Source organism: Microbacterium sp. NRRL B-14842, assembly GCF_050470785.1.
In genome coordinates this window covers 3077317-3103151 of record NZ_JBFLUM010000001.1, presented here as the reverse complement: position 1 = coordinate 3103151, position 25835 = coordinate 3077317, and the positions used below count along the sequence as shown (strand labels likewise).

General features: G+C 70.5%; 25 protein-coding genes. 13 read left to right on the top strand and 12 right to left on the bottom strand.

Annotated elements, in window-relative coordinates:
• Window positions 1-5: 5 nt before the first annotated feature.
• The 4 genes from AB1285_RS15115 to AB1285_RS15100 all read right to left on the bottom strand — a co-directional run bounded on the left by AB1285_RS15115 (window position 6) and on the right by AB1285_RS15100 (window position 3912).
• Window positions 6-983, bottom strand: a complete 978-nt coding sequence (locus AB1285_RS15115; protein ID WP_370428194.1) for a Clp protease N-terminal domain-containing protein — start codon at window positions 981-983, stop codon at window positions 6-8.
• Window positions 980-1225: a hypothetical protein gene (locus tag AB1285_RS15110; protein ID WP_187662822.1), complete on the bottom strand. Its 246-nt coding sequence runs from the start codon at window positions 1223-1225 to the stop codon at window positions 980-982. Before AB1285_RS15110 ends, AB1285_RS15115 begins: the two co-directional genes overlap by 4 nt.
• Before the next feature lie 69 nt (window positions 1226-1294).
• Window positions 1295-2479 (bottom strand): zinc-dependent alcohol dehydrogenase, encoded by a 1185-nt coding sequence (locus tag AB1285_RS15105; protein WP_370428281.1) that lies wholly within the window; start codon window positions 2477-2479, stop codon window positions 1295-1297.
• A 104-nt stretch (window positions 2480-2583) separates the two neighbouring features.
• Window positions 2584-3912, bottom strand: a complete 1329-nt coding sequence (locus AB1285_RS15100) for a cytochrome P450 (protein ID WP_370428193.1) — start codon at window positions 3910-3912, stop codon at window positions 2584-2586.
• Window positions 3913-4060: 148 nt separating this feature from the next.
• On the opposite strand from AB1285_RS15100, the gene AB1285_RS15095 reads away from it, so the two are divergent.
• Window positions 4061-4498 carry an SRPBCC family protein gene (locus AB1285_RS15095; protein WP_187662824.1) on the top strand — a complete coding sequence of 146 codons (438 nt, stop codon included), beginning with the start codon at window positions 4061-4063 and terminating at the stop codon, window positions 4496-4498.
• A 15-nt stretch (window positions 4499-4513) separates the two neighbouring features.
• Here AB1285_RS15095 and AB1285_RS15090 read toward each other — a convergent pair whose 3' ends face one another.
• The gene (locus AB1285_RS15090; protein WP_187662825.1) at window positions 4514-5335 is read right to left on the bottom strand and encodes a shikimate 5-dehydrogenase; all 822 of its coding nucleotides are present in this window, start codon (window positions 5333-5335) and stop codon (window positions 4514-4516) included.
• Window positions 5336-5816: 481 nt separating this feature from the next.
• Here AB1285_RS15090 and AB1285_RS15085 point away from each other — a divergent pair, with 481 nt between their 5' ends.
• Entirely contained in the window at window positions 5817-6023 is a 207-nt protein-coding gene (locus AB1285_RS15085; RefSeq protein WP_017203899.1) for a cold-shock protein, read from the top strand.
• A gap of 91 nt (window positions 6024-6114) precedes the next feature.
• On the opposite strand, the gene AB1285_RS15080 is transcribed toward AB1285_RS15085, so the two are convergent.
• Window positions 6115-6780 carry an HAD hydrolase-like protein gene (locus tag AB1285_RS15080; RefSeq protein WP_370428192.1) on the bottom strand — a complete coding sequence of 222 codons (666 nt, stop codon included), beginning with the start codon at window positions 6778-6780 and terminating at the stop codon, window positions 6115-6117.
• Between the two features lie 144 nt (window positions 6781-6924).
• On the opposite strand from AB1285_RS15080, the gene AB1285_RS15075 reads away from it, so the two are divergent.
• Window positions 6925-7161: a hypothetical protein gene (locus tag AB1285_RS15075; RefSeq protein WP_062637647.1), complete on the top strand. Its 237-nt coding sequence runs from the start codon at window positions 6925-6927 to the stop codon at window positions 7159-7161.
• 3 nt (window positions 7162-7164) lie between these two features.
• Here the strand turns inward: AB1285_RS15075 and nucS are convergent, their stop codons facing one another.
• Window positions 7165-7860 carry an endonuclease NucS gene (nucS, locus tag AB1285_RS15070; protein WP_268777587.1) on the bottom strand — a complete coding sequence of 232 codons (696 nt, stop codon included), beginning with the start codon at window positions 7858-7860 and terminating at the stop codon, window positions 7165-7167.
• Window positions 7861-7895: 35 nt separating this feature from the next.
• On the bottom strand, window positions 7896-8747 hold the full coding sequence (locus tag AB1285_RS15065; protein WP_370428191.1) for a GAP family protein: 852 nt from the start codon (window positions 8745-8747) through the stop codon (window positions 7896-7898).
• Between the two features lie 116 nt (window positions 8748-8863).
• On the opposite strand from AB1285_RS15065, the gene AB1285_RS15060 reads away from it, so the two are divergent.
• Together AB1285_RS15060 and AB1285_RS15055 are read left to right on the top strand one after the other, a co-directional pair.
• A complete protein-coding gene (locus tag AB1285_RS15060; protein WP_370428190.1) occupies window positions 8864-10060 on the top strand; it encodes a sensor histidine kinase in 1197 nt (398 codons plus the stop codon).
• Entirely contained in the window at window positions 10057-10701 is a 645-nt protein-coding gene (locus AB1285_RS15055) for a response regulator (protein ID WP_187662830.1), read from the top strand. Before AB1285_RS15060 ends, AB1285_RS15055 begins: the two co-directional genes overlap by 4 nt.
• A gap of 2 nt (window positions 10702-10703) precedes the next feature.
• Here AB1285_RS15055 and AB1285_RS15050 read toward each other — a convergent pair whose 3' ends face one another.
• Complete coding sequence (locus tag AB1285_RS15050; RefSeq protein ID WP_259954142.1) at window positions 10704-11942, bottom strand: MFS transporter; 1239 nt, start codon at window positions 11940-11942, stop codon at window positions 10704-10706.
• A gap of 60 nt (window positions 11943-12002) precedes the next feature.
• On the opposite strand from AB1285_RS15050, the gene AB1285_RS15045 reads away from it, so the two are divergent.
• Window positions 12003-13064 carry a LacI family DNA-binding transcriptional regulator gene (locus AB1285_RS15045; RefSeq protein ID WP_259954141.1) on the top strand — a complete coding sequence of 354 codons (1062 nt, stop codon included), beginning with the start codon at window positions 12003-12005 and terminating at the stop codon, window positions 13062-13064.
• 13 nt (window positions 13065-13077) lie between these two features.
• Here AB1285_RS15045 and AB1285_RS15040 read toward each other — a convergent pair whose 3' ends face one another.
• A complete protein-coding gene (locus AB1285_RS15040; RefSeq protein ID WP_370428189.1) occupies window positions 13078-14580 on the bottom strand; it encodes a hypothetical protein in 1503 nt (500 codons plus the stop codon).
• Window positions 14581-14701: 121 nt separating this feature from the next.
• Here AB1285_RS15040 and AB1285_RS15035 point away from each other — a divergent pair, with 121 nt between their 5' ends.
• The 7 genes from AB1285_RS15035 to AB1285_RS15005 all read left to right on the top strand — a co-directional run bounded on the left by AB1285_RS15035 (window position 14702) and on the right by AB1285_RS15005 (window position 22223).
• On the top strand, window positions 14702-17674 hold the full coding sequence (locus tag AB1285_RS15035) for a Na+/H+ antiporter subunit A (protein ID WP_370428188.1): 2973 nt from the start codon (window positions 14702-14704) through the stop codon (window positions 17672-17674).
• Window positions 17674-18258, top strand: coding sequence for a Na(+)/H(+) antiporter subunit C (locus tag AB1285_RS15030; RefSeq protein ID WP_268777581.1), 585 nt, complete (start codon window positions 17674-17676; stop codon window positions 18256-18258). The genes AB1285_RS15035 and AB1285_RS15030 overlap by 1 nt, the downstream gene beginning before the upstream one ends.
• Window positions 18255-19808, top strand: coding sequence for a Na+/H+ antiporter subunit D (locus AB1285_RS15025; protein WP_370428187.1), 1554 nt, complete (start codon window positions 18255-18257; stop codon window positions 19806-19808). Before AB1285_RS15030 ends, AB1285_RS15025 begins: the two co-directional genes overlap by 4 nt.
• The gene (locus AB1285_RS15020) at window positions 19805-20398 is read left to right on the top strand and encodes a Na+/H+ antiporter subunit E (protein WP_187662838.1); all 594 of its coding nucleotides are present in this window, start codon (window positions 19805-19807) and stop codon (window positions 20396-20398) included. Before AB1285_RS15025 ends, AB1285_RS15020 begins: the two co-directional genes overlap by 4 nt.
• Window positions 20395-20664 carry a monovalent cation/H+ antiporter complex subunit F gene (locus tag AB1285_RS15015; RefSeq protein ID WP_187662839.1) on the top strand — a complete coding sequence of 90 codons (270 nt, stop codon included), beginning with the start codon at window positions 20395-20397 and terminating at the stop codon, window positions 20662-20664. Before AB1285_RS15020 ends, AB1285_RS15015 begins: the two co-directional genes overlap by 4 nt.
• On the top strand, window positions 20661-21050 hold the full coding sequence (gene mnhG, locus AB1285_RS15010; RefSeq protein WP_071328007.1) for a monovalent cation/H(+) antiporter subunit G: 390 nt from the start codon (window positions 20661-20663) through the stop codon (window positions 21048-21050). Before AB1285_RS15015 ends, mnhG begins: the two co-directional genes overlap by 4 nt.
• 399 nt (window positions 21051-21449) lie before the next feature.
• Window positions 21450-22223, top strand: coding sequence for an endonuclease domain-containing protein (locus tag AB1285_RS15005; protein WP_429977486.1), 774 nt, complete (start codon window positions 21450-21452; stop codon window positions 22221-22223).
• Between the two features lie 49 nt (window positions 22224-22272).
• Here AB1285_RS15005 and AB1285_RS15000 read toward each other — a convergent pair whose 3' ends face one another.
• A complete protein-coding gene (locus tag AB1285_RS15000) occupies window positions 22273-23034 on the bottom strand; it encodes an alpha/beta fold hydrolase (protein ID WP_370428185.1) in 762 nt (253 codons plus the stop codon).
• Window positions 23035-23069: 35 nt separating this feature from the next.
• Window positions 23070-25709, bottom strand: a complete 2640-nt coding sequence (locus AB1285_RS14995) for a penicillin acylase family protein (RefSeq protein WP_370428280.1) — start codon at window positions 25707-25709, stop codon at window positions 23070-23072.
• Between the last annotated feature and the right edge of the window lie 126 nt (window positions 25710-25835).

The following is a 25835-nucleotide window of genomic DNA, read 5'->3' as shown; positions in this document are numbered from 1 at the left end:
ACCGATCAGCGGAAGACCCGACTGATTCCGCTCTCGACCTGCACGAGGTGGATGAACACGAGCCCGCGCAGGAGGGGCGCGAAGGGCGACCGTAGCGCTCGCCGGATCGGCCCGCGTGGCCTGGTCTCCCATGTCAGCGTCGCCCGGAGCTGAGTGCCGCCCGCCGCCGGTTCGAGCGCGAGGATGAGGAGGCGCGGGTTCGCGCTCGGGGCGTCGGGATGCTCGAATCGCCAGGCCACGTGTGTGGGATCCTCCGGCGCCGAACGGGTCACCCGGAGGCGATGGAATGCCGGCTTGCGCCGGAGTGGTCGTCCGTCGGGGGCCGTCGTGGGGGCGAACGCCTCCCAGGGACCGTCCTCGGGTCCCGGGAGGATGGTGGCGACGCTCTGATCCCAATCCGGGAGACGGTCGGCGGTCGAGAGCAGTGTCCAGACATCCGTCATGGCCGCCGGGATGAACATCGAGCGTGACCCGGAGATCCCGGAGATCTCCCGCCGTCGCTGCAGCGGGCGGGCTGCGGCTTCGACCTCATCCAGTTGCACCGTGATGTCGTCCGCCGTCACGGCGAGCCGGTCGAGGATGGCGGTGATCAGGCCGCTGGGCTCCTCGAGAAGGGCGCGGAGCACGGCGGCCGAGTCGCCCTGTCGGCCGCCCCCTGTGGCGGCGCGGAGCACCGCGAGGGCGCGGTCCGTCCAGTCGTAGCCCTCGGTCTCGTGGAAGACGATGCGACCGGGGCCGATCGAAGGAGCGTCCACGCCCACGGCCTGGAGCTGTCCGGCGTGCTGCGCCTCGACCGCCGTCCGGGTGGCGTCGAGATCGACGCCCGCACGCCGCAGGACCTGTCCGCCGGTGTCGGCATCGAGCGTGAGCGCGAGCAGCAGGTAATCGATGTCGGCATCGCGGACACCCAGGCGTGACGCCTCCTCCATCGCCGCGAGCGAGAGGGTGTGCATGGTCGCAGCGGCCTGCGTGAACCGGCTCATGCGTTCCGCCGCGGAACCGGGATCGTCGGATCGATGCGACGACTGTGCTTCTTGTGCACGGCCTGCCGCGTGACCCCGAGGGCGTCGGCGACGGCCTGCCAGCTCATCCCGGCGCGGAGCGCGGCCTCCACCTGGCGCAGTTCGAGAGCGTCGGCGAGCGTCCGCAACGAGGCCACTGCGCGAAGCCCGGCACGGGGATCGGTCGTGTCCGCGGCGGCGCGGGCGATGTCGAGGGACTCCATGATGTCAACCTAGGTTGCTGGCAGCGATGCTGTCAACCCGGGTTGCTTCTAGAGCCCCTCGACGATCCGTCAGGCGGCGGAGGGGTGCAGCACGACCTTGATGCAGCCGTCCTTCTTCTCCTGGAACGTCCGGTACAGGTCCGGGGCGTCTTCCAGGGCCGCGTGGTGCGTCGTCAGATCCATCACGCCGAGCGGGTCGGACGGGTCCTCCACAAGCGGGAGGATGTCGTCGATCCAGTTCTTCACGTTGCACTGTCCCATGCGCATGCTGATCTGCTTGTCGAACAGGGTCTTCATCGGCAGGATGTCGGCGTCGCCCGCGTACACACCGCTCAGCGAGACCGTGCCCCCACGACGGACGGCGTCGATCGAGGCGTACACGGCGGCGAGACGATCGATCCCGGCCTTGTCGAGCATCTGCCGTGCCGCGGGATCGGGCAGCAGTCCGACCGCCTTCTGCAGGAACTCCACGCCGCTGTTGCCGTGTGCCTCCAGGCCCACCGCGTCCACGACCGCGTCGGCACCACGACCCTCGGTGGCATCGCGGATCTCCTCGACGGCCGTGTCCGTGAGGTCGAGCGTCTCGATGCCGTGCCGCTCCGCCATCGCGCGCCGCTCCGCCACCGGCTCGACCGCGATGACGCGGTGGCCGCGGTGCCGGGCGATCCGGCTGACGAACTGCCCGACGGGGCCGAGTCCCATCACCGCGAGCGTCCCGCCTTCGGGAAGCTGCGCGTACTCCACGCCCTGCCATGCGGTCGGCAGGATGTCGCTGAGGAAGAGGTAGCGCTCATCCGGCAGGTCCGGCCCGACCGGGATGTGGTTGTAGTCGGCCAGCGGCACGCGGAGGTACTCGGCCTGCCCGCCGGGGACCTGGCCGTAGAGCTTGGTGTAGCCGAAGAGTGCCGCGCCGCTGCCGTACTTGCGCACCTGGGTCGTCTCGCACTGCGACTGCAGCCCGCGGAGGCAGAAGAAGCACGCCCCGCAGGAGATGTTGAACGGGATCACGACGCGGTCGCCGGGCTTCAGCTTCGTGACGTTCGCGCCGACCTCCACCACGACGCCCATGGGCTCGTGCCCGAGGATGTCCCCGCGGTCGAGGAACGGGCCCAGCAGTTCGTAGAGGTGCAGGTCGGATCCGCAGATGGCCGACGAGGTGATCCGGACGATGGCGTCCGCCGGCTGCTGGATGACCGGGTCGGCGACCTCCTCCACCGTCACGTTCCGCTTGCCCTGCCAGGTGAGTGCCTTCATCATGTCCTCCACGTCTCGATGTCCGTCGTCCCTACACGCTCTCGGGCGCGCCGCAGCATGGCCACCCGGTTGACAGGCCGCGGACGACGTGCGATCCCCGGGATTCAGTGGAACGGGCAGCCGCGCCCGGAACCGGCGGCACGCACCCGCCCACCCGAGGAGGGCTTGGTGGGAAGGCGGCGACGGTTCACGTCGAGTCCCTCGTCGAGCACCGTCAGCTCCGGGTCGCTCAGCACCGCGACGGCGGCGGAGAGGCCGGCGATGACGAGCTTCTCCCCAGGGCAGCGGTGTCCGGTGGCGACGTCGCCCCCGCCCTGCGGGACGAAGGTCACGAGGTCCTCGTAGTCGTCCACGTCGGTGAAGCGCTCGGGGGCGAAGCGCTCGGGGTGGGACCACGACCGCTCATCCGTGTTCGTGCCGAGGATGTCGAGCACGACCCGGCCGCCCTCCGGGACGGTCACCCCCTCGATCTCGACCTCGGTGGTGGTGCGACCAGGCAGCATCGGCACGAACAGCCCCGTCCGCCGCACCTCCTGCGCGAACATCGTCGCCAGGGTCCCCCCGACCAGGGCCCCGCGCTCGGAGGTCTCGGCGGCGATCCGAGTGCGCCATTCGGGGTGATCGTGCAACTGCTTCGCGGCGAAAGCCACGAACCGCGCGGCGGCGATCATCGGGCGGATGCTGTTCTGCAGCTCCACGCCGGCGACCTGGGTGGGCAGGAGCGCCCCGGTCTCGTCGCGGTGCGCGGCCCACAGGGCGAGTGCCGTGCCCTCGGGGGCCGACAGATCGCCGGCGCGGACGGCTTCGATGAGGCGTCGCGCATGGCGGTCGGAGAAGATGCGGTTCGCGAAGGCCTCGACATAGGCGGGGGAGTAGGGAGCACCGAATCCGTCGACGATCTGCGCGAGTCGGGCTGCCCATCGGGTGTGCGCCGCGGCCGTGCCGGGCAATCCCGCCCACCGCATCATGGCGCGACCGAACGCACCGACGGCGGCGTCGTACGCGGTCCGGGTGCCGCCGGCGCGCCAGTCCTCGAGCTCCGCCGCCCACTCCCGTTCGAGGAAGGGCGTGAGCCGCTCGACCTGGGCATCCTCGTACGCGGCCTCCACGAAGGTGGCTTTGCGGTGGCGGTGCGCCGCGCCGTCGAGCGCGTGCACCGAGCCGTGCCCGAAGAGCGGTTCGCGGATGACCCCCGGCATGGCGCCGGCGCGGGCGATGCGGCTCTCGTCGTAGAACAGCTCCACCCCCTCGGCTCCGCGGACGAAGGCGGCGGGGTGCCCGAGGAGGCGCATCGGGGCGGAGCGGGCGCCGGGGCGGGCTCGGCGCCAGATGCGCTCGCCGAAGTCGTAGCCCCGGGTGAGCAGCGACGGCGAGTCCTCCTGCAGGACCGCGTCGAGGCCGTCGGACAGTCGGGAAGTCAGTCGCTGAAGCATGATCCGACCCTGTCACGTGGCCGCGAGGGGGCCCAAGGGGGAGGCGACTTCGGATCGATTGTGCTAGCCGGGCTGTCGGTGCCGCCGATGTCAAGCACCTGTCCGACCGACGCTCGAAGCACCCAGGATGGCAGGGAACGGAGGAACCATGGCCACCAACACCCGCGACCTGACGTGCACCACTCATGACGTGTTCCGCGTGCTGGCGAACGGCTGGCTCTACCCCGCGTGGGTGGTCGGCGCGTCCCGCATGCGTGACGTGGACGACTCCTGGCCGGCGGCCGGGGCCCAGCTGCACCATTCGGTCGGCACGTGGCCCGCGCTCCTCGACGACACGACGGAGCTGGTCGAGTGGCACCCTCCGCACCGCGCCGTGATGCGGGCACGCGGCTGGCCGGTCGGCGAGGCGCAGGTGACGATCCGCGCGCGGTCGACTCCGACCGGATGCCAGGTGCGCATCGATGAGGAGCCGGTGAAGGGCCCGGCGACGATGGTGCCCCGGTTCCTGACGACGCCGATGCTCCGCTGGCGGAACGCCGAGACGCTGCACCGCCTCGGCTACCTGGCCGAGGGTCGCGCGTCCTGACCCGGGCTCATCGCCTCACGCTCCCGCCCGCATGAACTCCTCGGCGGCGCGCACCTGCTCTGCGGACGGACGGATCCCGGTGTAGAGGACGAACTGCTCGAGCGCCTGTCGCGTCGCGACCTCGGCGCCCGTGATCACCGTCTTGCCCGCGGCCCGACCGGCGGCGATGAGCGGGGTCTCGGCGGGCAGGGCGACGACGTCGAACACGACTCCAGCGGCGTCCACCGTGGACTCGGGGAAGGCGAGTGCGTCCGCCTCCGCACCCCCGGCCATGCCGATCGGGGTGACGTTCACGATCACGTCGGCGGTGGTGTCTCCGGCCTCCGCGCGCCAGGCGAAGCCGTACAGCTCGGCGAGGGCACGGCCCGCGGATGCGTTCCGGGCGACGATGGTCACGTCCGTGAAGCCGGCATCGCGGAACGCGGCCGCCGTCGCCTTCGCCATGCCGCCCGAGCCGAGGAGGAGGACCGAGGACGCGGGGTCGAGGTCGTTCTCCGCGATCAGCTGCGCGATCGCCGAGTAGTCGGTGTTGTGGGCCGTGAGCACGCCGTCATCGTTCACGATCGTGTTGACGGAATCGATGGCCTGCGCTGAGGGGTCCATGCGGTCGACGAGGGCGATGACGTCCTCTTTGTAGGGCATCGAGATGGCGCACCCGCGGATGCCGAGGCCGCGCACCCCCTCGATCGCCTGCCTCAGATCGGTCGGAGCGAAGGCCTTGTAGATCCAGTTCAGACCGAGGGCTTCGTACAGATGGTTGTGGAAGCGCGTGCCGTTGTTGCTCGGCCGTGCCGACAGCGAGATGCAGAGCGTCATGTCCTTGTTCAGCATGGTCACCGATTCAGGCTACCCCTGCGTCTGTCAAGGTCCATGGCGGGAGATCGCGTCCTCCCCTAGGGTGAAAGTGCATGCAAGGGGATCGATCGTCTACGCCTCTCCCCAGGAGGCGGAGGCCCTCCCCACGGGCCGGACGATCCGTGCATGCGATTGGGCCCTCTCGAGTAGTTCAGTCCCCAATGAACTCCTCGAGAGGGCCGCTCTCCGGCCGGTCGCCACGAAGATTTTTCAGATTTGTCCCCCAAAAGGGGGACAAGAAGCGCGTGGAGGGGTTAGGCTGTTTCTGACGCACCCTCCGGTCGTCTTCGGCCCTCATCGCTCCCCCCGCGGTGAGGGCCACACCATTTTCCGGGCGCGTCCGCTCATGCAACATTTGGATTACCTTCTCGCAACGACTATTCCGCTGGGGGTCCCCTCCACTAGCGTTAGCGATGTCGGTGCACCCCTGCGTCGGCTTCTACATCAGCAGAACAGGCAGTACATGAGCACCCAGGGCACGGTCAAGTGGTTCAACTCGGAGAAGGGCTTCGGCTTCATCTCCCCCGACGACGGAGGCGCTGACGTCTTCGCGCACTACTCCGCCATCCAGTCATCCGGCTACCGCTCTCTCGAAGAGAACCAGCGGGTCGAGTTCGATGTGGCGCAGGGCCCCAAGGGCCTGCAGGCAGAGAACATCCGCCCCGTCTGAGGCGGAAGCAACACCGGGAACTCCCCGTCGGAATCACGCGCAGGCGCTGACCCGGCGGGGAGTTTCGTCTTCCCTGGCGGCCTCGGGCCGGTCAGGGCAGGAGGAGTGCGCGCAGCTCGTCGACGGTCGCGACGCGGAACGCCGCGTCGTCGCCCTCGTGCGGGTCGCTGAATCCCCAGCCCACGAAGATCACGGGAACGCCGTTGGCGAGACCGCCCTCGACATCATGGTGCCGGTCGCCGACGAGGACAGGGCGGGAGGTGTCGGCGCCGAGTTCGCGCAGCCGTCGCAGCGCCTCGGCGACGATGTCGGTCTTGGAGGCGAGCGTGGCCTCGTCCGGCGTGGCGCCCACGGTCGTGAGGAACGACGGCCGGAGTCCGAAGTGATCGACCAGGGCGTCGACCTGGTTCTCGGGCTTCGAGCTCGCCGTCGCCTGGGGGACACCCGCCGCGTGCAGGTCGTGGATCAGCTCGGCGACGCCCGGATACGTCCGCACGTCGGTCGTGTACCCGTCGGCCTTGCCGAGGGTGCGGTAGAACGCCACGGCCTCGGCCGACTGCTCCGGCGTCATCCCCGCCTGGTCCTGGAAGGACTGGAACATGGGAGGACCGATCCAGTGCACGAGCTCTTCCCGCGTCGGCGCCGGGTGGCCGAAGTGTGTCAGGGCGATGTTCAGGCGACGCAGGATCCCGACCGAGGCGTCGACGATGGTCCCGTCGACGTCCCAGAGCACACACGAGTAAGGCGAAGAGGGCATGCCTCCAGCCTAGGGTCCCGCGAACGGGTGCCCGCCCGTCCTGCACAGGTGTGCACGAAACGTGTTTATCCACCGAACACGTGAACACCCTTCACGCCGACCTATAGTCGTGACAGCGGCGGGATCACGGGTGAGAATGGGGGCATGTACGTGTCGGTGGAAGTCATCACGATGCTGGCGACGGCCGCGACGACTCTCGTCGCGATCATCAGCGGATTCGGCTGGATGATCGGTCGGATGGACACGCGGTTCGCCGCGATTGACGCGAGGTTCGCGATCCAGGACGCGAAGTTCGACCGGATCGAGCACGAGCTCACCGAGGTGAAGATTGCGATCGCGCGGCTCGAGGGTCCGCAGCCGCGCCTGGTCTCGACGCGCTGAGGATCAGAAGAGGCGGGGGATGCCCGACTCGATGCCCTTCATGTCGTCGTAGTCGAGCACGAGGCAGCGGATGCCGCGATCCTCGGCGAGGACGCGGGCCTGCGGCTTGATCTCCTGGGCGGCGAACACGCCCCGCACCGGGGCGAGGTGGGGGTCGCGACCCAGGAGCTCGAGGTAGCGGGTGAGCTGCTCGACGCCGTCGATGTCGCCGCGGCGCTTGACCTCGACCGCGATCGCGACGCCGTCGGCGTCGCGCACCAGCAGGTCGACCGGGCCGATGGCCGTGGGGTACTCGCGACGCACCAGGGTGGCACCCTCGGCGACGCGGTCCACCTGCTCCGCGAGCAGGCGCTGCAGGTCCGCCTCGACGCCGTCCTTCTGCAGCCCGGGGTCGATCCCGAGCTCGTGGCTGGAGTCGTGAATGACCTCGTAGATCTGCACGCGGAGGGCATCGCCGGTCTTCTTGTGGGTCACGCGCCACACTTCGACGACGCCGGCGCCGGCTTCTTCCTCGCCCGGGTCCTCGGTGGCGAGCACGCACGGCGGGCTCATCCAGTTCAACGGCTTGTAGCTGCCGCCGTCGGAGTGCACGAGCAGACTCCCGTCACCCTTGTGCACGAGCAGGCGGGTGGCGAGCGGAAGATGGGCGTTGAGCCGACCGGTGTAGTCGACCGAGCAGCGGGCGATGACGAGACGCACCCGACGAGCCTACTTCGTCGTCGCCGTGGTCGCGGTCAGAAGATCGCGCCGAAGAGCCCGAGCTCGGTGGCGGCCGACCGGGCGATGAGGAAGCCGATGATGCCGATGATCCAGGCGGTGTTCTCCGCGCCCGTCCGCTCCATCCAGGCGGCGAAGCGCTCCAGCGGCCGCTGCACGAGCGGGGCCGCCACCAGTCGCAGCACGAGGAGCACGACGGCCGGGGCGATCATGAGCGCACAGTATCCGGCCAGGGACAGGATCCGCAGCGAGGTGTCGACGCCGGCGTCCGCCAGCATCGTCATCGCCACGATGTAGGGCAGCATCGTCGCGACCTCCACGAGGCCGGCGGCGATGGCGACGGCCATGACCGCGAACCCGCGCGTCTTCGGGTCGAGCAGCCGTTCCCGCCAGCGGGTGATCCGTCCGGGCCGGGGCGCGGCCGTCGCGGCGGCGGCGGACGGAGCGGGAGGTTGCATCTGCGCGCCCGATGCCGACACGGGGTCTCTGCCCGGCATGCCGGGATCCGGCGTCGCGACGGTGGCCGTGGGCTCCCCGCCCGGCGCTGCTTCGGCGGGCTTCGTCGGCATCACGAACGCCGTGACGAGGAGGGCGGCGCCGACGACGAGGCGGGTGATCATTCCCGCCGGGGAGCTCAGGAAGTCGGAGGCGACGTCGACGAGGTTCACCAGCCCCCACAGGAAGAGGAGTCCGACCACGAGATAGAACACGGCGATCGTCGCGAGATAGAGGAGGATCCGCCCGGCGCGCACACGCCCGGGGTGCAGCAGCAGGAAGACCGGGATGAGCAGTGTCCCGACGCTCAGACCGTCGATGAGCGCGAGCACGGCGAGGGAGAGGGGCAGCGGCAGCCCACCGAAGAGTTCCATGCCTTTACGATCCCGACCCCTGGGCGAACGCGGATCGGGCGAAAGTCGGGGGTCGTCCTGACCCCCTCATCCTTTGGTCGGATGCGACGGAGTGCGGGCCGTGGTTGCATGAGGGCATGCACGATCCGGCCGACGGAGGGCCCGCCGCCTGGTACCGGCGGCACCGATGGTGGGTGGACCCCGTCGGCATGGCCGTCCTCGCGACGATCATGGCTGCTCTCGGGTTCCACGGGATCTGGGGCCCCTTCTCGCTGCTGCCCGAGGACGTCTCGCCGTGGTGGGCGCTGGTGCTCGCCATCCCGGCCTGCGCTCTGGCCCTCGGCAAGCGTCGGCGCCCGTGGACCGTGCTGGCCCTCGTCACCGTGCTCTTCGTCGCCGACCTTGTCACCGTCGGCGGCGTCGGGACGCTGGTGGTGCTGCTGGACGTGCTGTGGACCGCGGCCTTCCTCGCCGGCCCGCGTGGGCGCCGCGTGCTGCTGGTGCTGCTGGGCACGGCGACCATCGCGCTCTTCCTCGCCGCCCTGCTCTTCTCGGGGGCAGAACCACCGGTCGCGCTGCTGTTCGGCGTGCAGTTCGGAGCGATCTTCGGCACCGACTACTGGTGGGCGGTGGCGGTGTCGCAGGCGCATGAGCTGGCCGAGCTGCACCGTCAGCGGGCGGAAGACGCCGCGGCGACCGCCGCCAGAGACCGGGTGCAGGCGGTGCAGCGCGAGCGGGAGACCATGGCCAGGGAGTTGCACGACGTGGTGGCGGGGCACGTGATGGCGATGGCCATCCGGGCCGAGGCGGCGCTCGCTGCTCCGCCGGACCGGTCGGACGACCGTGCGGCGCTGCAGGCCGTGCGGGATGCCGGGCTGGACGCGCACGGAGCCCTGCGCACGATGATCGGGGTGCTGCGCCGCGGCGACGGCGCGCTCGCTCCGACGCCGGGGTGGGCCGACCTCGACCGCCTCGCCGCCGAGGCCCGGCGCTCGGGGCTGGACGTGCGGCTCGCCGTCGACGATCCGGGCGCGCTCGGCGGGGGCGGGGAGCAGGCGGTGGTGCGGGTGGTGCGCGAGGCGCTGGGAAACTGCGTCCGCCATGCCAACGGGGCGGTGGTCGAGGTCACGATCGGCCCGGCCGACGGGGCGGCCAGCGTCGCGGTGCGGTCGCGAGGCGGGGCGCCGACCGCGACCGCCGGGCAGGGCGGCGACGGGTGGGGGCTGCAGATGCTGCGGGAGCGCATCACCGCCCTGGGCGGGACGTTCCGGGCCGGACCGGAGCCCGACGGCTGGCTGGTCGAGGCACGACTGCCGGTGGAGGTGCGGGCATGACCGCGCCGACCGTGCTGCTCGCCGACGACCACGGCGCGATCAGGGCGGGCCTGCGCATCATGCTGGAGACGCACGACATCGCCGTGGTGGGCGAGGCGGCCGACGGGGAGGTCGCGGTCCGCAACGCGGCGGCGCTCCGGCCGGACGTGGTCCTCATGGACCTGCGCATGCCGGGACGTGACGGGGTCTCGGCCACCCGCGAGATCGTGGAGCGCGGACTGGGAGATGTCCTCGTGCTGACGAGCTTCGACGAGGATGAGCTCGTGCTCGCGGCGATCCGCGCCGGGGCCGTCGGCTTCCTCCTGAAGACCGTCGACGCGCCGACCCTCGTCCAGGCCGTGCGTGCTGTCGCTGCCGGAGAGGGGGCGCTGGACCCGCGGGTCACCCGGCGTGCGCTCGCCGCGGTGGCGGCGTCCGCCTCGGAGCCGCCGCCGATGACCACGTTCGTGCTCCCGGAACTGACGCCGCGGGAGCGGGACGTCCTCGACGGGATCCTGCAGGGGTGGTCGAACGCCCAGCTCGCCGCGCGCCTGAAGATCTCGGTGCCGACCGTGAAGACCCACGTGTCGAATGTGCTCACCAAGCTCGGGGCGCGTAGCCGGTCACACGCGGCCGCGTTGGTGCGCGGTGTCGAGGACTGAGGTCAGCGCTCGGTGGTCGGAACCGCTGGAGCCTTCTCCTCCGTGCGGAGCGGCCGGGCGGCGCCGGAGAACAGGCCGGAGAGCACCACGAGCGCGACGAGGATGAAGAGCGTGTTGAGCAGCCCGATGTGCTCGCTGATGACGCCGAGCACGGGAGGGCCGCCGAGGAACGCCACGTAGCCGATCGTCGCCGCCGCACTAACCCGTGCGGCGGCCTTGGCCGGGTCGTCCGCCGCCGCCGACATGCCGAGGGGGAAGCCGAGCGACGCGCCGATGCCCCACAGGGCTGCGCCGACGAGGACCAGCGGCAGTGTGGGCGCGAGGATGAACAGCAGGATTCCGGTGGCGGCCGTCGCGGCCAGGATGCGCAGCACCAGCACCCGGCCGAACCGGTCGACCAGCGGTCCGCCGAAGAGGCGCACCACCGTCATCCCGACGGAGAACACCGCCAGGGCGACGGCCCCCGTGCCCTCCGCGAACCCGTGCCCCTGCTCGGTGCCCAGGGCGATCCAGTCGTTGGCCCCGCCCTCCGCGAAGGACATGCCGAGCATGACGGTTCCCAGCAGGTAGGTGCGGGGTTCGCGCCAGGCCTCGAGGGCGGTGTGCATCCGCTGACGGAACGGGGGCTTCTCGTGGTCCTCGGGGTCGAGCGCGGCCTCGCGCACCGGCACCTGGAAGAAGCAGACGACGGCGATCGCGGCGATGAGGACGCCCATCGAGACGGCGTGCGTGCCGACGTCGACCTTGAGGGCCGCGGCGAGGGCGCCGATGCCGGCGCCGAGCACGGTGCCGAAGCTGAAGAACGCGTGGAAGACCGGCAGGATGGTGCGGCCCATCTGCTGTTCGATGGCGGTGGCCTCGACGTTCATCATCACGTCGACGCAGCCGTTGCCGAAACCGAAGAGCACCATGCCGATGAGCACGACAGGCACCGACCCGAAGACGGTGGCGCCGAGGCCGACGAGCGCGATGCCGGTCGCGAACGTGAGCATCGCCAGGAGCATGCCGCGTCGCGCGCCGGTCCGCGCCATCACCGCGGGGCTGGTGGAGATGCCGAGGATGGACGCGACGCCCATGCCGAGCAGGATGAGGCCGACCTGCGCGTTGTCGAGGTCGAGCGCCTCCTTGATCCCCGGCACGCGGGAGGCCCAGGTCGCGATCGAGAGGCCGCTGGCGAGGAAGATGGCGAAGATCGCGGTGCGCCAGCGCACGAACTGCGAGCGGGTGAGGGCGGTGTCCATGGCGGACAGCCTATCGAATCGATTCGACCTCCGGTGACGGAACCGGGCTATCCTCGGAGTATGACCAGGGAGACGCCGCGACGGCCCACGATCGCCGATGTGGCTCGCGAGGCCGGGGTCGCCACCTCGACCGCGTCCGTCGTCTTCAGCGGCAAGGCCAAGGTCGCACCCGCCACCCGGGACCGGGTGCTCGCCGCCGCGACCGACCTCGGCTACACCGGCCCCGATCCCCGCGCCGCCTCCCTCCGGCGGGGGCGCAGCGGCATCGTGGCGGTGGTCCTGGAGGGACATCTGCGCGCGGCGTTCCTCGATCCGGTCACGACCGCGATGATGGACGGCCTCACCGACGGCCTGGCCGACCTCAGCGCCGGGATCCTCCTCATGCGCGACGAGCCGGGCGAGGACGGCTCTGCCATCGCGAGCGCTCCCGTCGACGCCGTGGTGCTCATCGGATGCTCCGGGCGCACCCGCGCGTCCCTGGAGATCGTGCTCGGACGCGGTCTCCCGGTCGTCGTCATCGAGGGCGATGCGGGGCTCGATGTGCCGCGCATCACGCTGGACAACGTCGCCGCCTCCGCGGACATCGCCCGTCACGTGCGCGACCTCGGTCATCAGGACGTCGCGCTCGTCACCCTCTCGCTGGACGCGGAGCGCGAGCGCACCCTCATCACGCCGGAGCGGTTGGCGAACGCGACCGTCGACGTGACGGTCGACCGTCTCGCCGGGATGCGTGAGATCTTCCCCGACGCCCCGGCGATCTCGGCCTCCGGAAGCCTCATCGACGAGGGCATCCTCGTCGGTCGGATGCTGCTGGCCGATCCCGCCACCCGGCCGACCGCCGTGCTCGCGCAGAGCGACCTGCTCGCCGTCGGCGTGATCCGTGCCGCGGAGGAACTCGGACTCCGTGTCCCCGAAGACCTCTCGGTGGCCGGCTTCGACGGGATCCCGCTCGACGGCCTCGGCGATCTCACCCTCACCACGAGCGTGCAGCCCGCGGTGGAGAAGGGCAGGGCCGCCGGGGAGCAGGTCGCCCGGATGCTGCGCGGGGAGCCGGGCGTGACCCAGGACCTGCACTGCGTGTTCCGTGCCGGCACGACGACCGCACCGCCCCCCTCGCGCTGACAGCGCGCACCGGTCACGAACGCGCGGGCCCGAGGGGAACCGTCGCCGGCGCGTAGTCGAGGATGCGGTACCGCCCGCACTCGACGAGGGCGGTGGGCTCCGCGGCGGTCGGCAGGTTCCACGGCACGGTCTGCGTGTCCTCGACGAGGAACGACACCGCACCCACGGCGAAGTCCCGACGATCGACGAGCCAGGCGTAGCCGTGCAGCTCGTGATCGACCTGCACGAGCCGGGCGGGATCCGACGCGTGCAGCTTCGGCAGTCGGACCGTCCAGAACTGTCCCGCACCGGTGCGCCCCGACGCGTCCACCCAGTCGGTCACGCAGGTGAGATCGCGGTCGGGCGCGCTCGCCGCCTGCACGATGCGCGGCACGGACGCCGCGCCGCCGACGAGGAGGACGATGGCGACGACGGCGGGGACGACGCGAGTCAGCGTGGCTCGCGACATCCGGACGCGCGGGAGTGCGACGAGGGCGAGGATCGGGGCGAACACGAGCGGCTGCAGGTACCGGGCCGCGTGGGTTCCCGCCGCGATGCCGCCGACGATCACGAAGAGCGGGAGGACCCAGGCTGCCATCGCCACGAGACGGATGCCGCTGTCCGACGCGTGCGCCGTCCGCACGATCGCGAGCACCGTCAGCGTCAGGATGACGACCGCGGCCAGCACGCCGCCGGGGGTGGACAGGCGCTCGGTCGCGAGTCCCGCGTAGTACTCGACGGCGTGGGCCCACTCCGAGGGCTGCACGTAGCCCGCGCCGGAGTTCGCGATCCATGCCGAGAACGGAATGCGACCGAGGAAGCCCAGAGCGCTGCCCCCGACCAGGGCCCCGATCAGGGCCGGCGCGTGACGCCGGACCGGGGGCGCAGCGAGGGAGACAGCGCCGAGGATCAGGGAGAGCGGCACCGTGGCCCATGCGGCGAACAGCGGATTGCTCATGGTCGCGACCGCCGCGACCGCACCGAGGGCGATCACCGGCGTCACGCCTCCAGAGGCGTCGTCGAGGACGCGCCGACACAGAGCGACGGCGAGGAGCACGCCCACGACCGTGGCCGAGTAGTACGTGGTCGTCAGCATCAGCGACGCGAGCTCGAGCGCGTCGCGCGACGTCGACGACTCGGTGAGGATGAGGAGACAGAACGTCGCGAGGGCCGCGACCGACCAGGCGACCGGTGCCCGACCCTCGACGCGCCGACCGGCGGCGAGGCGGATCGCCCCGTAGAGCGCGAGCACGTTCACTACCGCGTTGGCCGCCAGTACGCCGTCCACGTCGAAGGGCAGCACGGCGTCGAGGGCCGTGAACACCGCGATCTCAGGAAGGAAGAGCACACTGGACATCGCCCAGTCGCCCCCGCCGCCGTCCAGGATCGATCGGGCGACCAGAGCCACGATCAGCGAGTCCCCGTCGTCGAACATCAGCGTCGACCGGGGTGACGACGCCAGGTATCCGACGACGATCAGCGCGAGTCCCAGCGCGGCCACCCACCCCGCCAGCTCTCGCCCCCGGACCCGCCGCATGCGACCACTCTGACACGCGATCTCGAAGCTCGCGGAGCCGACAGGCGCCTCGGCCCGGTAAACTGGACGGACACCGCCCGCCTGAGCCGTACGGCCGACGAGCCCCCGAGGAGCCGCGTATATGCTGATGCTCCTCGCAGTGTTCCTTCTCGGGTCGCTCTTGATGCCCGTTCTGGTGCGCTGGTTGGGAGCTCAGGCTTTCGCCGTCGCCGCCCTCGTCCCGGCCGCCGCGTTCGTGCACGCCCTCGTGCTCACGCCGCAGGTGCTCGACGGCCCGGTCCCGTTCGTCTCGGTGCCGTGGATCCCGCAGCTCGGGCTGAACCTGTCCATGAACATGGACGTCCTCGGGTGGGTGCTCACGCTCATCGTCACCGGCGTCGGCGCGCTCGTGCTGCTCTACTGCCGCTGGTACTTCCACGACGAGGCGGCCGGGATCGGGCAGTTCGCGGGCGTGCTCCTCGCCTTCGCCGGCGCGATGTACGGTCTCGTCCTCACCGACGACCTCGTGATGCTCGTGATGTTCTGGGAGGCCACGAGCATCCTCTCCTACCTCCTCATCGGCCACTACCGACGCCGCGCCGCCAGCCGACGTGCCGCGCTCCAGGCGCTCCTGGTGACCACGCTCGGCGGACTCGTCATGTTCGTCGGCGTCGTGCTCCTCGTCGTCGACGCGGGGACATCGAGCATCCGGGAGATCCTCGCGATCGCGCCGACCGGTCCGATCGTCGATGCGGCGATCGTCATGCTCCTGATCGGCGCCATCAGCAAATCGGCGCTCTTCCCCTTCCACTTCTGGCTCCCGGGCGCCATGGCGGCCCCGACGCCGGTCAGCGCCTACCTGCACGCCGCGGCCATGGTGAAGGCCGGCATCTACCTCATCGCCCGCTTCGCACCCATCTTCGCGTTCAGCCCGACGTGGCGGCCGATCGTGCTCACACTCGGCATCCTCACGATGCTCCTCGGGGGCATCCAGGCGCTGCGGGAGACCGACCTCAAGCGTGTGCTCGCGTTCGGCACGGTGAGCCAGCTCGGTTTCTTCGCTGTCGTCGTCGGCTACGGCACGCAGGCGGCCGCCCTCGCCGGCATCGCGCTGGTGATCGGGCACGCGCTGTTCAAGTCGGCGCTGTTCCTCATCGTCGGCGTCATCGACCGCCAGCTCTCCACCCGTGACGTGACCGAACTCTCCGGCGTCGGCCGGCAGGCGCCGGTCATGGCCACGGCCGCGTTCATCGCCGTGGCCTCGATGGCCGGGGTGGCTCCGACCATCGGATTCGTGGCGAAGGAGTCGACGCTCACGGCGCTGCTGGATGATGCGCTGGGCGGCTCCGTGTGGGGTCTGGTCGCCCTGATCGGCGTCGCGCTCGGATCCATGCTCACCGCGGCATATGGTGTCCGCTTCCTCTGGGGCGCGTTCTGGACCAAGCGCGACGCCGACGGACAGCGGCAGCCCGACACGGTCTGGCCCGATCCGCCGGTCGGCTTCCTCTCGGCACCGATCATCCTCGCCGGGGTGACGCTCGCCGCGGGCATCGGCGCCCCGGCCCTCGACGTCGCCCTGCAGCCCTATGCGCTGACCGCCACCCCCGGACTCGACCACGAGGGCGCGGCCGTCGAGGGCCCGGGACACCTCGCGCTCTGGCACGGCCTCGAACCCGCTCTCGGCATCTCGATCCTGTCGATCCTGCTCGGCATCGGCCTCTTCCTCCTCACCCGCCGGACCGGGTGGGACCGTCGTCCGCGACTGCTGCCGTTCACGGCCGCCGACGCCTACTACGTGGTGATGCGCGGCATCGACCGGCTCTCGGTGCTGAGCACCACGCTCACCCAGCGGGGTTCGCTGCCCGTCTACGTGGGGACGATCTTCGTCGTCTTCGTCGCCGCCGAGGTCACCGCGCTCGTGGCGAGCGACATCGACCGCTATCAGCTCTCGCTCTGGCACACGCCGGCTCAGCTCGCCGTGGCCCCGATCATGGCCGTCGCCGGCGTCGTGGCCGTGCGGGCCCGCAAGCGCTACACCGGCGTCGTGCTCGCCTCCGTCACGGGCCTGGGCATGGTCGTCCTCTTCGCGACCAGCGGAGCACCGGACCTCGCGCTCACCCAGATCCTCGTCGAGACGGTGACCATGGTGACCTTCGCCCTGGTGCTGCGCCGCCTTCCTGCGCGGATGGGCGAGCACAACGCCTCCGTCAGCCGCATCCCGCGCGCCCTCCTCGGGATCGGCGTCGGCCTGACCATGGCGTTCGTCGCCGTCGTCGCGACCCAGTCCCGCGTGGCCGACCCCATCTCGGCGATCTTCCCGGAGATCGCGTACGAGATCGGCCACGGCAAGAACGTCGTGAACGTGGCGCTGGTCGACCTCCGCGGTTGGGACACGATGGGCGAGCTGTCCGTGCTCGTGCTCGCCGCGACCGGTGTCGCCTCTCTCGTTTTCGTGACCCACCGCGCCGACCTGCTCGCCGCCACGAAGACCCTGCCCCGCTCGGTGCGGAAGTCGGCACGGAGCCGGCCGCTCGTGGAGACCACGGACGGCGTGCGCTTCCAGACCGCGGAGAACCGCTCGGCACCGCGCGCCTGGCTCGTCGGCGGCCAGAAGATGAAGCCGGAGAACCGGTCGATCCTGCTCGAGGTGATCGTCCGGATCCTGTTCCACACGATCATCGTGGTGTCGATCTTCCTGCTCTTCGCCGGGCACAACCTCCCCGGCGGCGGCTTCGCGGGCGGGCTCGTCGCGGGCATGGCCCTCGTGATGCGCTACATCGCGGGAGGCCGCTGGGAGCTGGGTGCCGCCGCGCCGACCGATGCCGGAAGACTCCTCGGCGCGGGCCTCATGCTCGCCGTGGGCACCGCCGTCGTGCCGCTGTTCTTCGGCATGGCGCCGCTCACCAGCACCTTCTGGGAGTGGGAGATCCCCGGTATCGGACACATGGAGTTCGTCACCTCGACCATCTTCGACATCGGCGTCTACCTCGTCGTGATCGGACTCGTCCTCGACGTGCTCCGCAGCCTCGGCGCCGAGGTCGACCGGCAGGCGGCGCTCCGCCCCGGTGAGAGCACCGCCGTCGACTTCTCCTCGAGGACCGGGGGGAACGGCTGATGGACGTCTCGCTCGCCCTGATCGCGATCATGGCCGTGCTCTTCGCCTGCGGCGTCTACGCGATGCTGGAGCGCAGCCTCACCCGCGTCCTCATCGGCTTCCTCCTGCTCGGGAACGCCACGAACCTGCTCCTGCTCATCGTCATGGGCGTACCGGGGAACGCGCCGTTCTTCGGCACGGAGGGCGACCTGAGCGACCCGCTGCCCCAGGCGCTGACGCTCACCGCGATCGTCATCACGTTCGCCGTCTCGGCCTTCCTGCTGGCGCTCATCTACCGCTCCTGGCAGCTCGGTCAGGCGGACACGGTCGAGGACGACGAGGCCGACATCGCGCTGCGGGAGCGCACCGACGAAGACGAAGACCTCATGGACGACGAGTCCGAGACGGACGACGACGACGCCACGACCGACTTCGTGGGCGTGCAGACCGCGCCCATCACCGTCCTGCACATGCGCGACAACCCGGCGATCCACGATGACGCGCCGTACGACGCGCCGTACGTGCCCGAGCCGGAACCCGACGGCGCGGACGAGGCCGACGCGGACCGGGACGACGACACGACAGACGGGGAGGGCAGGCCATGACCACGCTCGTCCCCCTCCTCGTCGCCCTGCCGCTCCTCGGTGCCGCGGTCACCCTCGTCTTCGGTCGCAACGCGCGCCTGCAGGTGTTCGTCACGGTCGCCACGCTCGCGGTCGTGTCCGTCATCGCGGCTGTGCTGCTCGTCGTCGTCGACGCGGGATCCCCCCTCGCGGTCTCCGTGGGCGGGTGGCCGGTGCCCTTCGGCATCGTCCTCTACGTCGACCGTCTCGCCGCACTCCTGGTGCTCGTCTCCAGCGTCGTGCTGCTCGCGGTCCTCCTCTTCTCCATCGGTCAGGGTGTGGCCGACGGGGCGGACGAGACCCCGATCTCGATCTTCAACCCCTCGTACCTGGTCCTCGCCGCCGGCATCTTCAACGCCTTCATCGCCGCCGACCTGTTCAACCTGTACGTCGGGTTCGAGATCCTCCTGGTCGCCTCGTACGTGCTCATCACCCTGGGCGGCACCGAGTCCCGCATCCGCACCGGGGCGGTCTACATCGTCGTCTCGCTCGTGTCGTCGATCCTGTTCCTCGCGTCGATCGCGATGATCTACGGTGCCCTCGGCACGGTGAACATGGCCCAGATCGCCGAGCGCATGTCGGAGCTCCCACAGGACACGCAGCTCGTCCTGCACCTCATGCTCGTGGTCGCCTTCGGGATCAAGGCCGCGATCTTCCCCGTGTCGTTCTGGCTGCCCGACTCCTACCCGACGGCCCCCGCGCCGGTCACCGCCGTGTTCGCCGGCCTGCTGACCAAGGTCGGCGTGTACGCGCTGATCCGGACCGAGACGCAGCTGTTCGCCTCGAACAGCATCGACACCCTGCTGCTCATCATCGCGCTGGCGACCATGGTCGTCGGTGTCCTCGGCGCCGTCGCGCAGGCCGAGCTCAAGCGGATCCTGTCGTTCACGCTCGTCAGCCACGTCGGCTACATGATCTTCGGTCTGGCGATCGCGACCCCGGCAGCCATCGGCGCGACCGTGTACTACATCGTCCACCACATCGTCGTGCAGACCACCCTGTTCCTGGCGGTGGGACTCATCGAACGTCGCGCGGGCAGCACGTCGATCCTGAGGGTCAAGGGCCTGCTGAAGATCGCCCCCGTCATCGCGCTGCTGTACTTCATCCCCGCCATCAACCTGGGCGGTCTGCCGCCGTTCTCCGGGTTCATCGGCAAGTTCGCCCTGTTCGAGGCCGCGGCCTCCGTGGGCACGCCGCTGATGATCGTGCTCATCTTCGGCGGCATCATCACCTCGCTGCTCACCCTGTATGCGCTCATGCGCGCCTGGAACCTCGCCTTCTGGCGCGAGGAGGAGGACTCGACCGAGACCGAGGGCCGCATCTCCTACCTCACCGGAGCCCCCGCCGCGGATGAGCAGCAGGAGCGCCGGCACATCCCGAGGATCATGACCATGGCCACCGCCGGCATGGTCACCGTCACACTGGCCCTGACGATCTTCGCCGGACCGCTGTACGCTCTGTGCGACCGTATCGGGGCGGGCCTGTTGCAGCCGGTCAACCTCGTACAGCTGGAAGACGAGGTGGAGGGATGAGCCCGGACACCAAGCGCGTCTGGCGGGACATCGGCATGCAGCTGCCGTTCCTCGCCTGGCTGATCGTGCTGTGGATGCTGCTGTGGGCCCAGTTCACGGTGCTGTCCTTCCTCACGGGACTCGTGGTGGCGATCTTCGTGACGCGGGTGTTCCGCCTCCCCACGGTCGAGCTCTCGGGGCGCGTCAACCTCTGGTACGGGGCCCTGTTCGTCGTGCAGTTCCTGTTCGCGATCCTCCGCGGCGCGCTCTCCGTGACGGCGCAGGTGTTCGACTTCCGCCGCCAGCCGGGTACCGCCATCGTCGCGGTACCCCTCCGCTACGCCGACGACCTCGTCATGACCCACGTCGCCGTGGTGTCGTCGCTCATCCCGGGCTCCCTCGTCGTCGAGGCCGACCGCGACCGCGGGATCCTCTATCTGCACGTGATCGGCGTGCGCAGCAAGGAGGACGTCGAGAAGCAGCGGCAGGGCGTCCTCGGCTGGGAGAAGCGCATCGTCCGGGCGCTCGGCAACCCGACCCAGTACCGTGCGCTCAAGGCCGACGAGCGCGCCGGCCGCATCGACCCCGCGACGATCGGCGGTGCCCGATGAACACCCTGCTCCTCATCATCCTCGCCGTGTTCGCCGTGGCTGCGATCCTCGCCGTGATTCGCATCGTCCGCGGCCCCTCGATCCTCGACCGCGCCGTCGCTGCCGACGTGCTGCTGACCGAGGTCATGTGCGTGCTCGGCGCCGAGATGGCCATCAACGGCCACACCCGCAATATCCCCGTGCTCCTCATCATCGCGGCGGTCGGCGTGTTCGGGTCGATCGCGGTCGCCCGGTTCGTCGCGAGAAGGGACAACACGACACCATGAACGTGTTCGGTCTGATGATCCCGGATGCCGTCGTCGATGTGGCGGTGCTCGTCCTCATCCTGCTCGGGGCGATCCTCTGCCTCTCCGCCTCCGTGGGGCTCCTGCACTTCCGCGATGTGCCGACGCGACTGCACGCCGCAACGAAGCCCCAGGTGCTCGGGCTGCTGCTGATCTGCGTCGCGATCGCTCTGTCGCAGCGGTCGATCGGCGGCGTGCTGTTCGGTCTCGTGCTCGTGGCGCCCGTGGTACTCATGCAGTTCGCGACCGCCCCCCTGTCCGCGCACATGGTCGGTCGCCAGGCCTACCGCAACGGCACGATCGAGCAGCGGGGGCTCGTCGTCGACGAGCTCGCCGAGTCGAAGCAGACCCCTCCCGCCGCTGGCTGACCGCCTCGCCGCCGACGTAGCCGGTTCCGCCCGCTGTCGGTTCACAACTCAGGAGATCCGCGGCGTCATCGGGCCGCGCGTGCGCTCAGGTCGGATGGGGGACGGATTCTCCTGAATTGTGAACGCGGTGCGCGGCCCCCCACTTCTCCTCCACCGCCTCGCGATCCGGAGCGGGCACTCCACATCCGGCCTCACTCCCCGTCCCGCCGTGTCGCGCCGGGCATCCTCCGGGATGTGATCGCCCACTCCGGACCCCAGCGCGCAGCAGATGTCTTCGACTCCACGGTGTTCAGTCGAGCGGATCTTCGCTCCGCCGGGCTGAGGGGGCGCGAGCTGACCGCCCTGGTGCGGAGCGGGCGGCTTCTGCGACTGCGCCGGGACCGATACGCCCGCCCGGATGTGGATCCTGTCGTCGCGGAGGCCGTGCGCATCGGAGGTCGCGTCACCTGCGTCTCCCTTCTTCAGCTGCTCGGGGTGTTCGTGCTCGCGGCCCACGGTGTGCACGTGCAGGTCGATCCCCATCGCTCGCGGTTGGGGCGTCGAGACGCGGAAGCTCACAGGGTGCACTGGGCAGAGGACGGCGCAGCGAGTACGCTGCACGTCACGTCCCTGGATGCGGCCGTACGGCATGCCGTCCGATGCCAGTCGCCTCGGGCGTCGGTGGCCACCCTGGACAGCCTCCTCCATCAGCGCCTCGTCACGATGGACGAACTGCGCGCGATCTTCGCTCGGCTGCCGCCGCGGTTCGGCGCGGTGCTCGCCCTGGCCGACGCGTCATCCGAGTCGGGGCCGGAGACCTTCGTGCGGCTCCTCCTCCGGTCACTCGGTGCCTCATTCGAGACACAGGTCCACATCCCCGGCGTGGGTCGAGTCGACTTCGTCGTCGATGGATGGCTGATCGTCGAGTGCGACAGCCGCGCTTTTCACGAGGGTTGGGCGAAGCAGCAGCGGGATCGTGCGCGGGACATGGCGGCCGCTCGTCTCGGCTATGTCACGATCCGGCCGCTCGCCGCTGACATCCTCTCCGACCCCGCAGGCACGCGAGAGGCGCTGCGGGAGGTTTTGGAGGCGCTCGGGCCCCGGCTCGTCGGCGCGCCGTTCACAACTCAGGAGAAAGGGCAGCCGCAGCCTGCATCATCCGCCGAACCGCCCCAACGCGCCGCGATCTCCTGAGTTATGAACGGTAGACGGACCCGAGGGGCGCGGGCAGCGATTCGAAGGGTCAGGTGCGGGCGGCGAAGGCCTCGATCAGGCGGGCGGCGGGCTCCGAGTCGCTGATGAGGGTGCCGTGGCCGTGGTCGGGGATGACGGCGAGCTCCGCGCCGGGGATCGCGTCGAGGATGACCTGGCACCAACTCATCGGCGCCAGCGGGTCGTCCTCCCCGCGCAGCACCAGCACCGGGCACTGGATGCGCACGAAGGCCTTCTCGGGCTTGTGCACGATGGTCGCGCGCATCTTGCGGATCAGATGCGGGCCGCCGCGAAGGTACTCCCGGGCACCGCGCCAGATGACGAGCGGTCGTTCGCCCACGAGGTCCTGCAGCAGGTATCGCGCCTGGGCGCCCACGTTCCGGGCGGCCTTGTCGACGGTCGGACCCGCCAGCACGACTCCGGCGACGAGGCTGGGATGCCGGGCGGCGAGCTCCGCGGCGATCTGACTCCCCATCGAGTGCCCGATCACCACCACCGGATCCGCGTCGACGTGCCGGAGGTAGGCGGCCACCAGGTCGGCGTGCCGCTGCATGGTCAGGGTGCGTGTGGGCTCGGGCGCCTCACCGAAGCCGGGGAGATCGAGCGCGATCACCCGCCCCTGCAGCCGCTGGGTGAGGTCGAGGTAGACGCTGCGCCCCATGCCGATGCCGTGCAGCAGGAGGTAGGTGGGCGGTCCGTCGCCGAAGGTCTCGGCGATCAGGGTCGCGCCTCCGTGCTCGAACTCCAGGAGGGTGGCCGGCGTCCCCTTCGGGGCGAGGTAGCTGGTGGGCACCTGTCCACGCTAGCCGAGCACCCTCCACGCTCCTCTCAGCCGGCGGGCGTGAGCGTCAGGGTGTCGACCGCTGCCGCCTTGACGGCCTTCGGTGTGAACGCCCACGACCGCTGCACCCCCGTCGACCAGTCCGTGGTCTGATCGACGTAGTGCTCGTGGAAGGCGTGCCCTGAGGCTCCGGTGAGGTGGATCCACGTCGAGTCGTCGAAGTCGGCGAGATCGACGACCATCCGCATGGAGGGCACGGTGGTTGTGGCGTACGAGACGCCGAGCTGCCACCCGGTCGCATCGACCACGGAGGCGCCGCCGCCGACCGGATACGGACCACGGTTGAAGAGGGCCTCGATCGGGGCGATGCCTGACGAGCCGAACGTGTCGCTCGTGAGGGTGAGGGCATGCAGATCGCCCCAGTTCCACCGCGCGACGTCCGTGCCCTGAAGCGCGGACAGCTCGTCGTACGCCTCTTCGGCCGACAGTGCGAGCATCTCGTCCCGGCCCTCGACATCGAGCTGGGGGTTGCTCCACAGCGGGTCCGCCGGGTTCTCCAGCATCGCTCCGACGACGGTGAACAGCCGGCCCTGACCGTCGATCGGCAGCGGCTGCTCGCGCTCGGCGAAGATGTTCTGCACGAGGTTCGACCAGAGCACGTTCGCGTACGCGGCGCCCGCCGACGAGGCGCTGTTCTGCGCGTCCCAGCCGCGGAGCAGCTCGACGGCCTGCTGCGGACCCGCTCCCCCGACCTCGATGTCCTTCATCGCGGCGACGAGCTGCGTGCCGATCCACATCTCGCCGTCCATCTGGATGTCCCGCATGTCGTCGGCCGTCAGGGGCCCGGCCGCGGCCCGGCGCTCGATGAGGTGGGCGATGCGGGCGGCGCGGTATCCCTGGTCCCAGTCTCGGGAGAGGAAGTGCTCGTAGTCGTCGGTCACGATGGCGTTGTTGGCCGTGACGATGTATCCGGAGCTGGGGTTGTACGACACCGGCAGCTCCTCGAACGGGATGTACCCGGTCCAGTCGTAGCTGCTGTCCCACCCGGGCTGCGGCATCCAGCCGTCGCCGGCACCGCGGATCGGGAGCCGGCCGGGGGTCTGGTAGCCGATGTTGCCGTCGACGTCGGCGTAGATGAGGTTCTGCGCCGGGACGTCGAACAGGGAGGCCGCGCGGCGGAAGTCCTCGAAGTCCTGGGCGGTCGACAGCGCGAAGATCGCCGTCGCGGTGGTGCCGGGGTCGAGCGCCGTCCACCGCAGGCTCACCGCGTACTCGGCGGCATCCGAGCCGGGAGCGGCCGGAACGGCGCCCTCCGCGGTGAGCCCTGGCGTCGGGTCGTCCGCGATGCCGGTGAAGTCATCCGTGAGGCCGGAGATGATCGGTCCGTGCACGGTGGAGCGGATGGTGAGCTCGATGTCGTCCCCGCCGGCGACCTCGATGGTCTCCGTGCTCTCCTCCAGCGGCACGAGCTCGCCGTCGCGCCAGTAGGAGTCGCCCTCGATGCGCTCGACGTACAGGTCGGTGACGTCGGTGGTGAGGTTCGTGAAGCCCCACGCCACGCGCTGGTTGTGTCCGATGACGATGCCCGGAAGCCCCGAGAAGGAGAACCCGCCGACGTCGAACGGGCAGTCCTCGTCCACCGTCGAGCACTTCAGCTGCACCTGGTACCAGACCGACGGGAGCGAGGCGCCGAGGTGCGGGTCGTTGGCCAGCAGCGGCATCCCGGATGCGGTGAGGTCGCCGGAGACGACCCAGGAGTTGGAGCCGATCCCCTCGCCGACGTCGCCGACGAGCACGCTCGCCGCCTCGATGACGGACGAGGTCTCCTCCCACTCCACGGTCGTGAGCGCCTGCTGTGCCTCGCCGTCGCCCTCGGGCACGGTGAAGGCGGCGGGCTCGGCGCCGGTCTCCAGCGGCGGGACCGTGGAGATGGTGGGCACGATCACGGGGTTCCGGTCGAACGGGTAGTCCGGATAGAGCGTGCCGAGCAGAGCCTCCACATCGACCTCCGGGTCCTCGGCGAGCTGCCCCGCGAGGAGTGCCCGCTCGGTCTCGTCCTCGACGTTGGTGCGGAGATCCCAGGCCATCGCCTTCAGCCACGCCACCGAGTCCGCGGGTTCCCACGGCTCCGGCTCGTAGTCGGGGTTCTGCAGTCCGAGGACCGCGTACTCGAGGGAGAGCTCCGCGCCCGAGCGGGAGGACAGGTAGGCGTTGACGCCGTCCGCGTAGGCCTCGTAGTAGCCGCGGGTGACGTCGTCCATCGCCTCGACCTCGGCCTCGGCGGTCGTGCGCCAGCCCAGCGTGCGCAGGAACGCGTCGGTGCCGGCCTGGGAGGCGCCGAACAGCTCGGCGACTCGGCCGGAGGTGACGTGCCGGCGGAAGTCCATCTCGAAGAACCGGTCCTGCGCGTGCACGAAGCCTTCGGCGAAGAAGAGGTCGTCCGAGGAGTCGGCGGTGATCGTGGGCACCCCGCTGGCGTCGCGCTGCACGGTGACCTCCGCTTTCAGCCCCTCGAGCGTCGTCGAGCCGGAGGTCTGCGGGAAGGAGCGCTGGATCGTCCAGGTCACGAAGAACGCGCCCGCGACGGCCACCACCACGAGGGCGGCGACCACGAGGAACGCGATGCGTCCGATGCGAGCGCCGAGAGAGGGGCGCGGGGAAACGGCGGACGCCGTCGAATCGGTCATCATCGTCGAGAACTCTTTCGGGTAGCCAGGTGAGACTCAGTCCCACCGAGCCCCAGTGCGCGTTTCACGGGTACGCGCTCTCGCATCATAGCCGCCCCGCGCTCGCCGCGGGATGGTCCGCGGCGA

What these genes read in the sequence shown, in the direction of transcription:
- AB1285_RS15115 (WP_370428194.1), bottom strand. Translation starts at nt 983, where the DNA reads ATGAGCCGGTTCACGCAGGCCGCTGCGACCATGCACACCCTCTCGCTC.
- AB1285_RS15110 (WP_187662822.1), bottom strand. Translation starts at nt 1,225, where the DNA reads ATGGAGTCCCTCGACATCGCCCGCGCCGCCGCGGACACGACCGATCCC.
- AB1285_RS15105 (WP_370428281.1), bottom strand. Translation starts at nt 2,479, where the DNA reads ATGAAGGCACTCACCTGGCAGGGCAAGCGGAACGTGACGGTGGAGGAG.
- AB1285_RS15100 (WP_370428193.1), bottom strand. Translation starts at nt 3,912, where the DNA reads ATGCTTCAGCGACTGACTTCCCGACTGTCCGACGGCCTCGACGCGGTC.
- AB1285_RS15095 (WP_187662824.1), top strand. Translation starts at nt 4,061, where the DNA reads ATGGCCACCAACACCCGCGACCTGACGTGCACCACTCATGACGTGTTC.
- AB1285_RS15085 (WP_017203899.1), top strand. Translation starts at nt 5,817, where the DNA reads ATGAGCACCCAGGGCACGGTCAAGTGGTTCAACTCGGAGAAGGGCTTC.
- AB1285_RS15080 (WP_370428192.1), bottom strand. Translation starts at nt 6,780, where the DNA reads ATGCCCTCTTCGCCTTACTCGTGTGTGCTCTGGGACGTCGACGGGACC.
- AB1285_RS15075 (WP_062637647.1), top strand. Translation starts at nt 6,925, where the DNA reads ATGTACGTGTCGGTGGAAGTCATCACGATGCTGGCGACGGCCGCGACG.
- AB1285_RS15065 (WP_370428191.1), bottom strand. Translation starts at nt 8,747, where the DNA reads ATGGAACTCTTCGGTGGGCTGCCGCTGCCCCTCTCCCTCGCCGTGCTC.
- AB1285_RS15060 (WP_370428190.1), top strand. Translation starts at nt 8,864, where the DNA reads ATGCACGATCCGGCCGACGGAGGGCCCGCCGCCTGGTACCGGCGGCAC.
- AB1285_RS15055 (WP_187662830.1), top strand. Translation starts at nt 10,057, where the DNA reads ATGACCGCGCCGACCGTGCTGCTCGCCGACGACCACGGCGCGATCAGG.
- AB1285_RS15050 (WP_259954142.1), bottom strand. Translation starts at nt 11,942, where the DNA reads ATGGACACCGCCCTCACCCGCTCGCAGTTCGTGCGCTGGCGCACCGCG.
- AB1285_RS15045 (WP_259954141.1), top strand. Translation starts at nt 12,003, where the DNA reads ATGACCAGGGAGACGCCGCGACGGCCCACGATCGCCGATGTGGCTCGC.
- AB1285_RS15040 (WP_370428189.1), bottom strand. Translation starts at nt 14,580, where the DNA reads ATGCGGCGGGTCCGGGGGCGAGAGCTGGCGGGGTGGGTGGCCGCGCTG.
- AB1285_RS15035 (WP_370428188.1), top strand. Translation starts at nt 14,702, where the DNA reads ATGCTGATGCTCCTCGCAGTGTTCCTTCTCGGGTCGCTCTTGATGCCC.
- AB1285_RS15030 (WP_268777581.1), top strand. Translation starts at nt 17,674, where the DNA reads ATGGACGTCTCGCTCGCCCTGATCGCGATCATGGCCGTGCTCTTCGCC.
- AB1285_RS15025 (WP_370428187.1), top strand. Translation starts at nt 18,255, where the DNA reads ATGACCACGCTCGTCCCCCTCCTCGTCGCCCTGCCGCTCCTCGGTGCC.
- AB1285_RS15020 (WP_187662838.1), top strand. Translation starts at nt 19,805, where the DNA reads ATGAGCCCGGACACCAAGCGCGTCTGGCGGGACATCGGCATGCAGCTG.
- AB1285_RS15015 (WP_187662839.1), top strand. Translation starts at nt 20,395, where the DNA reads ATGAACACCCTGCTCCTCATCATCCTCGCCGTGTTCGCCGTGGCTGCG.
- mnhG (WP_071328007.1), top strand. Translation starts at nt 20,661, where the DNA reads ATGAACGTGTTCGGTCTGATGATCCCGGATGCCGTCGTCGATGTGGCG.
- AB1285_RS14995 (WP_370428280.1), bottom strand. Translation starts at nt 25,709, where the DNA reads ATGACCGATTCGACGGCGTCCGCCGTTTCCCCGCGCCCCTCTCTCGGC.